5 protein-coding genes are annotated in these 7,190 nt (G+C 69.1%); 1 reads left to right on the plus strand and 4 read right to left on the minus strand.

Annotated features, from left to right (window positions below; translation table 11 throughout):
* From HMPREF1137_RS01165 to HMPREF1137_RS01180, 4 genes are all read right to left on the minus strand, one after another.
* On the minus strand, positions 1-3,216 hold a 3,216-nt coding region (locus tag HMPREF1137_RS01165; protein ID WP_007587883.1), incomplete at its 3' end, for a DUF3418 domain-containing protein.
* A gap of 253 nt (positions 3,217-3,469) precedes the next feature.
* Positions 3,470-4,438, minus strand: a complete 969-nt coding sequence (locus tag HMPREF1137_RS01170; protein WP_007587878.1) for an ADP-ribosylglycohydrolase family protein — start codon at positions 4,436-4,438, stop codon at positions 3,470-3,472.
* Between the two features lie 116 nt (positions 4,439-4,554).
* Positions 4,555-5,682 carry a VIT1/CCC1 transporter family protein gene (locus HMPREF1137_RS01175; RefSeq protein ID WP_007587880.1) on the minus strand — a complete coding sequence of 376 codons (1,128 nt, stop codon included), beginning with the start codon at positions 5,680-5,682 and terminating at the stop codon, positions 4,555-4,557.
* Positions 5,683-5,702: 20 nt separating this feature from the next.
* Complete coding sequence (locus tag HMPREF1137_RS01180; RefSeq protein WP_007587882.1) at positions 5,703-5,999, minus strand: hypothetical protein; 297 nt, start codon at positions 5,997-5,999, stop codon at positions 5,703-5,705.
* A 249-nt stretch (positions 6,000-6,248) separates the two neighbouring features.
* On the opposite strand from HMPREF1137_RS01180, the gene HMPREF1137_RS01185 reads away from it, so the two are divergent.
* Positions 6,249-7,091: an alpha/beta hydrolase gene (locus tag HMPREF1137_RS01185; protein WP_007587879.1), complete on the plus strand. Its 843-nt coding sequence runs from the start codon at positions 6,249-6,251 to the stop codon at positions 7,089-7,091.
* Positions 7,092-7,190: the final 99 nt, after the last annotated feature.

Consider the following 7,190-nt stretch of genomic DNA (forward strand, 5'->3'; position numbering starts at 1 on the left):
CGCGGGGGCCAGCAGGCGGCGCACGCCCTTGGGCAGCGCGCGGATCGCCTCGGTCAGCAGGTCCTCGCGCATGCCCGGCACCAGCCAGTCCGTGCCCGCGTCGCTCACGCGCTCGAGCACCTCGATCGGGATGCGCATCGACACGCCGTCACGCGGGCTGCCCGGCGCGAACTCGTAGCTCAGGGGCAGCGACAGGTCGCCGCACTGCCAACGATCCGGGAAGCCCTCGCCGGAGGTCGCCTCGCGCGGCATCAGCAGGGACGCCGGGTAAATCAGTAAGTCCGGGTGAGAGCGGCGCTCGTCCTTCCACCAGCGGTTGAACGCCGCCGCGCTGGTCACGTGCTCGGGGATCAAATCGTCGAAGAAACGGAAGCGCGCCTGCTCGTCCGCGACGAGGCCGTGGGTGCGGCTACGGCGCTCAACCTCGCGAGCCTGCTCCACCAGGGCCTCGTTTCGGCGCTGGAAACCGTGCCTCTCCCTCCACTGGCTATCCACCAGGGCGTTGCGAATGAACATCTCGCGGGCCAGCTCGCGGGCCGTCGTCCCCTCGCGCGCGGCCGCCAGCTCCTCGAAATGACGCGGCTCAAACGACCCCGACGACAGGGGATCCTTCGACGCCGACACCAACCCGGCCGCCAGCGCCTCCAGCGACCCCGCGCGCGGAGCGTGAGAGCGCGAGGCGGCCACGGCCTCGTCGATGACGAGATCCCCCAAGCGCCCCAGCAGCACCTCGCGGTCCGCCGCCAGCGTCAGCCCATAGAGGGTCACCCGCTCGCGGACCATCGCCGCGCCCTTCGCGACCGACCAGAACGGCTCCGAATACGAGCGCTTGAGCAGGCCGCGCGCCGCCGGCTCCACCCACTCCGGGCGAATGCGGGCCACCGTGCGTGCAAACAGGCGCGAGGTCTCCACGAGCTCCGCCGTCATCACCCAGGCGGGGTGCCCGCTCACGCCCGAACCCGGCCAGATCGTGAAGTGCGTGCCGCGCGCGCCCTCGTAGTCGCGCTTCGTCTCATCCCACGATCCCAGGTAGGACAGCAGGCCCACCAGCAGCGAGCGGTGCACCTGGTCCGCGTCCACGCTCGCCGTGCCCTGCCCGTAGGCCAGGACCGCGCGAACGGCCGCGTCCTGCGCGCCGCCGAACTGGGCGGCCTCCACGACGTCGCCCGTCGACGGCTCGCCCACCGGCCCCGCGGCGATCCCCAGCGCCCGGGCCATCTGGCGCAGCTGGCCGACCACGTCGCGCCACTCGCGCCACCGCAGGTAGTGGAAAAACTCCGCGCGGCACATGCGCCGGAACGCCGAGCCCGACAGGTCGCGCGCCTGTACCGCCAGGTAGCGCCACAGGTTCAGGTACGTGATGAAGTCCGAATGCGGGTCCGCCAGGCGCGCGTGCGAGGCGTCCGCCGTGCCCTGATGCTCGGCCGGGCGCTCGCGCACGTCCTGGATCGACAGCGCCGCCACGATGACGAGCACCTCCGAGGCGCAGCCCAGGCGCTCGGCCTCCAGGAGCATGCGCCCCAGGCGCGGGTCGATCGGCAGGCGCGCCAGGTCCCGGCCAATGCCGGTGAGCCTGTACTGGGACGAGGCCGGGGCCGCGTCCGCGCCCTCACGATCCTGCGCGAGCGCGCCGATCTCCACCAGGAGGGCCACGCCGTCGCGCACCGCGCGCCGATCCGGGGCGTCCAGGAACGGGAAGTCCTCGACGGCGCCCAGGCCGAGGGACGCCATCTGCAAGATGACGCTGGCCAGCGACGTGCGCAGGATTTCCGGCTCCGTGAAGCGCGGACGCGACAGGTAGTCGGCCTGCGAGAACAGGCGGATTGCCACGCCCTCCGCGACTCGTCCGCATCGGCCCGCGCGCTGGTTCGCGCTCGCCTGGCTGACCGGCTCGATCGGCAGGCGCTGTACCTTCGTCTTGTTGGAATAGCGGGAAATACGCGCCAAACCCGGGTCGATGACGTAGCGGATGCCCGGCACCGTCAGTGACGTCTCCGCGACGTTCGTCGCCAGGACCACGCGGCGCAGGCGGTGCGGCTCGAACACGCGATGCTGCTCGGCCGCCGTCAGCCGCGCGTACAGCGGCAGGATCTCGATGTCTCCCGGACGCGCGCCCTTGTCGTCTCCCGCGCGCCGGCCTCGTCCCTTCAAGTGATCGAGGAGGGCCGCCTCCGTGTCGCGGATGTCGCGCTCGCCGGGCAGGAAGACCAGGATGTCGCCGTCGCCCTCCGCGCTCAGCTCGTCCACCGCGTGACAGATCGCGGTCTCCACATCGATGTCCTCGCCCATGCCGTAGCCCAGCGTCGCCAGCTCGTCGTCCGGGTCCTCCAAGACCAGCTGCATCGGGCCGGACTCGGTGACCTCGGTGGTCTCGATAATCTCGATGGGATCGTCCGCCTGCTTGCCGGAGGCCTCGGACGTGTACGACGAGGGCGTCGTCGGGCCGAGGGGACGGTAGCGGATCTCGACCGGGTAAGTGCGGCCCGACACCTCGATGACCGGCGCGGGCTCGATCAGGCGACCCGAACCGGGCGTGCCCTCCCACGTGCCGAAATGGCGCGCGAAACGATCCGAATCGATCGTCGCCGACGTGATGATGACCTTCAGGTCCGGGCGCGCGGGCAGCAGGCGCGCCACGTAGCCCAAGATGAAGTCGATGTTCAGGCTGCGCTCGTGGGCCTCGTCAATGATGAGCGTGTCGTAGCGGCGCAGCATCGGATCCGACTGAATCTCCGCCAGCAAGATGCCGTCCGTCATGAGCTTGACGAGGGTCGTGGGGCCGACCTCGTCCGTGAAACGCACCTGGTAGCCGACCACCTGGCCGCGCTCGCGGCCCACGGTCTGGCCCAGCTCGTCGGCGATGCGATCCGCGACCGAACGCGCCGCGAGCCTGCGCGGCTGGGTGTGCCCGATCATGCCGGCCACGCCGCGGCCCAGCTGCATGCAGATCTTCGGCAGCTGCGTCGTCTTGCCCGAGCCGGTCTCGCCCGACACGATGACCACCTGGTGGTCTCGGATGGCCTGGGCGATCTCATCGCGGCGGGCGCTCACCGGCAGATCCGGGAAGGAAATGACGGGGATTGCCGCGGCGCGCTCTGCTAGTTGCTCCGGCGTGAAAGGCTTGAATGGGCGCGCGTGCTCGCGGGGGCGCCTGCGTCCGGCGTTGCGCGGGCGCGGTTTGCGTGCTTTGGGCGTGGCGGAGCGAGAGTCAGGCATGATAGAGCCAGTCTAGTCGCTGGCCAGAGGCGGCCGCCCGGCACCTGGCGGCGTGGCAGCAGTGGAAGGCGTGACACACCCAAAGTCGCATGCAATTCCCTTGGGTCAGTTTTTGAGTGCGGCTTAAATCCGCATGATTTCAACGGTCTGATTTCAAACGTTGAAATAGGTGCGAGGGAATTGCATGCGACATTTGGGGGTAACTGTTGGGTGAGGGCGTGGGTGTGGGTGAGGGTGTGACGAGTCTGGGCCGTCAGGCGGAGGCCTCGTCCTGCAGGTCCTCGTCGAAGCGAGTCACGGGAGGCTCCAGGCGCAGATCCACGAGGTCACGCGCCAGCTGGTCGATCTCCTCGCCCAGGTACACGCGCTCCCTCCACGAGGCCGGGATACCCTCGATCCCATAGAAAGCGCCGCCCAGCTGCCCGTAGATCGCAGCGTTCGTGTCCGAGTCGCCGCCCATGTTCGAAATCGCCAGGGTCGCGTCCTTGAAGGACGGGAAATCTAGGAGGCCGTGCACCGCCAGGCGCAGGCCGTTGACGATGTAGCCGCTTGTCTCCGCCTCCCACGAGGCACGAACCTGCGGATCGGGGCTGATCACCCTTGCGGCCATGTCGTCGAACGCCGCGCCCGTTGACGCCCACGACACGTCCATGAGCTGCTCCGGGGACCACCCCAGCAGGGCGCCCACCAGCAGGGCGGCGAAGACCTCGGTGGCGGCCTCGGCCTCGACCGAGAAATGCGTCTCGCGCGCGCTCAAGCGAGCGGTCGTGACCACCTCGCGCGGGGAACGCGAGCGGAAACCCGCGATCACCATGGGCGCCAGGCGCATAATCGCGCCGTTACCGGCACTGTTCGAGCGCTCGGCGGTCACCGGCACGCGCTGTTCGTGCTCGTAATCGAACAGCGCGGCACGCACCTGGCCGCCGATATCGAAACACCTGTCCGTCGACGAGCGATAACCCTTCGAATACCAGCGCTGGTAGCGCTCCATCACGTCAAAGGAGTCGTAGCGGCCCTTCGCCAGCAGGGAGTCCGCGATGCATAGCGCCATCGATGTGTCATCCGTCCACTGCCCGGGCTTCAACAGGAAGGGGCCGCCGCCCACCATGTCCGTGATCGGCTCGAAGGTGCCCGCCCACTTGAACTCATTCGTGGTGCCCACCGCGTCGCCGACAGCCAGGCCCATGAGAGCGCCGCGCGCCCGAGAAAGAAAATCCGTCATGACCCTAGTGTGACACAGGGACACCGCATCTGGGCCCCGGCCTCCGCTTCGCGAACCCCCGAGGTCAGGGGAGCGCGCGGGTCAGCCCCGGCCTCGTCCCCGCTGGAGACGAGGCGTCAGGCGATCGACGTGCCGAACAGTGAGCCCAGCAGGTACGTCACCCCCGCGGCGCCGTAACCCACGACGAGCTGGCGCAGCGCGCGGGGCGCGGGGGACTGACCGGACAGGATGCCGACCACGCCGCCCGTAAACAGCAGGGCGACGCCGACGATCACAGCCGCGACGACAATCGCGGTCATGCCGGTCATGCCCAGCAGGTAGGGAATCAGAGGGAAGAACGCGCCCACAGCGAAGAAACAGAACGAGGACAGCGCCGCCTTCATGGGTGTGCCCACCTGGTCCCCCGCGCCGTCCGACTCGGGGCTACCGCCCAGTGCGGCGCGTACCGCGATCGCGCCGGACTCGCCGGTCGCAGGCTTGGCGAGGCGTGCGAAAACCTGCCTCGCGTGCCGCTCGGCCTCCTCCTCGCTCTCGCCGCGCGCACGGAACACAAGCGCCAGCTCGTTCGCGTCCACGTCCAGGTCCGGCACCGCCTGATGCGCGTCCGGGTCGGGGATCGAGGCATCGAGCAGTTCGCGCTGACTGCGCACGCTCACCCACTCGCCGGCCGCCATCGACAGGGCGCCCGCGAGCAGGCCCGAAATGCCCGTCAGGAGAACGACGTGGGGCTCCATGCCCGTCGCCGCCACACCCAGCACGAGCGCCAGGTTCGACACGAGGCCGTCGTTCGCGCCAAAAACCGCCGCGCGGAACGTGCCCGCCAGGGTCTCGCGGGACTTCGCCGCCAGGGAACGAATGACCTCGGCGTGAATGTGCTCATCCGCCTGCATGTGCGCGGGCACGTCGTCATCCACGTCGCGGGCGGAACGCTGCTCCGCGCGCTGGGCCATCGCCAGAATGAAAATCGTGCCAAAGAGGTGCGCGAGGACCGACGCGGCGCGCGTGCGCAGCGGCGGCTTCGGGGCGGGCAGGGCTCGATCACCCAGGCGCGCCAGCCAATACTCCTCGTGGCGGCGCTCCGCCTCCTCGAGCTGCAAGAGGACCGCGCGCTCCTCGCCCGTCCGGCGCTCGGACAGGTCGCGGTAGGTGCGGGCCTCCATGCGCTCCTCGGCCAGGTGCTTGCGCCAGCGCTTAAGCTGCGCGCGCGTGGGCTCCTGGCCGTCGGTCAGCGGGTCCGCGTTCATGGCCTCGTTCCCTCGCGCGCTCAACGCTGCGTCGTGGAAGAGGTGGTCTGCGCGTCGACCGTCGTCGGCTGGGAGGCGGGGGCTCCGAAGAGGCGTTCCTTCACGGCGTCGGCGACCTTATCGGTGACCTGTTCGCCGCCCGTGCGCACGATGTCGGACATCTTCTGGCCAGCCGCATCCAGGGGGCGTGCCACGATCGGGAAACGGCGCAGCTTCGAGGCGTTCGCGCGAATCTGCTCGTAGCGCTCGCGGCCTGCTCGGGTGCCCAGGACGTATCCGATGCCAACTCCGATGAGGATTCCAGTCTTGGTTCCCATGAATGTCCTTCTCTCGCTGCAAGTGGTGGGGCGTCCCGTTGTGGTGGGTGTTTCGCAAGCCCCGTGGGCGCGGCTCTCACCGGCGCGTATGCGTCCCATCTTAGTGGTGCTGCCCGCCGTGCCGCACGATCCTCACCATGAGTGGGGATTATTCACGGATGCTTCTAGTCTCAGGTGTCCTCTTGTCACATTCGTGCACAGTGTGGGCCCCTCTTTCCGTGAGCGGCCCTCACACGCTATGTTTATAGCGTGAGCCAGGTAACGATTGAGACGCCCCGGGGAGTATCCCTCTCCGGTACATTCACGCGTCCCGTGGACTGCCGCGACGCCGCGGTGATCTTTTCTCACACCTTTTTGTCGGATCGTCACGCATCGGGCATGTTTGACTCACTCGGTCGTGCACTGCGTCGGGCCGGCTATGCGACTCTCAGCTTCGACTACTCCGGCCACGGCGCCTCGGGCGACGAAATCATCACCTTCGACCCCCTCATCGAAGACTTCCGCTCCGCGTCCGGCTGGCTCGCCGACCAGGGCTTCGCACGCCAAATCTGCGTCGGCCACGAGTTCGGCGCCGCCGTCGCACTGCGCTCGCGCCCGCCCGCCTTGCAGACATACGTGCTGGTCTCCCCGGTCCTCGGCCCCCTGTCCTACGACTGGAACCTCGTGTTCTCCGACGTGCAGCTCTCCGATCTCGAGCACCACGGGGCCACGACCGTGCCCGACGACTCAGAGTCCGTGCGCCAGCAGTTCACGATCTCCAAGCGCACCCTCGCCGACATGTCCATGGTCTCCGGCGAGGACGCGCTGCGCGGCCTCAGCGTTCCCGTGCTCATCACGCACGACTCCTTCGATGAGGAGACCGGTCTGCTCGACCGCACGCGCGAGGTCTTCCACTTGCTGCCCGACGGCTCCCTCGTCGAAATGACCGCTGCCCCCGAAGGCATCGCGGGCGAGTACACGCCGGTCGACGGCGTGCCCGTCATCGACGAGGCCGTGGATCGTGCGCTCGCCGCCTCCGGTTCGGCGCACCTGCCCGTGCTGACGGATGTCGCCGCCGAGTGGGCGAGCCGCTGGGTGCCCGTGAGCCGCTGATCGCCTGATTTCCGGCGGTGCTTGTTGCCCCGCTGGTGTTCCGGGCGCCGCTTGTGTGTTTGGGCCGGGCTGCTTGGTGTGCTCGTGGGCGGTGGCCCG

The organism is Actinomyces sp. ICM39, assembly GCF_000282935.1.
In the GTDB taxonomy this organism is placed as follows: Bacteria; Actinomycetota; Actinomycetes; order Actinomycetales; family Actinomycetaceae; genus Pauljensenia; species Pauljensenia odontolytica_B.

What these genes read in the sequence shown, in the direction of transcription:
- HMPREF1137_RS01180 (WP_007587882.1), bottom strand. Translation starts at nt 5,999, where the DNA reads ATGGGAACCAAGACTGGAATCCTCATCGGAGTTGGCATCGGATACGTC.
- HMPREF1137_RS01170 (WP_007587878.1), bottom strand. Translation starts at nt 4,438, where the DNA reads ATGACGGATTTTCTTTCTCGGGCGCGCGGCGCTCTCATGGGCCTGGCT.
- HMPREF1137_RS01175 (WP_007587880.1), bottom strand. Translation starts at nt 5,682, where the DNA reads ATGAACGCGGACCCGCTGACCGACGGCCAGGAGCCCACGCGCGCGCAG.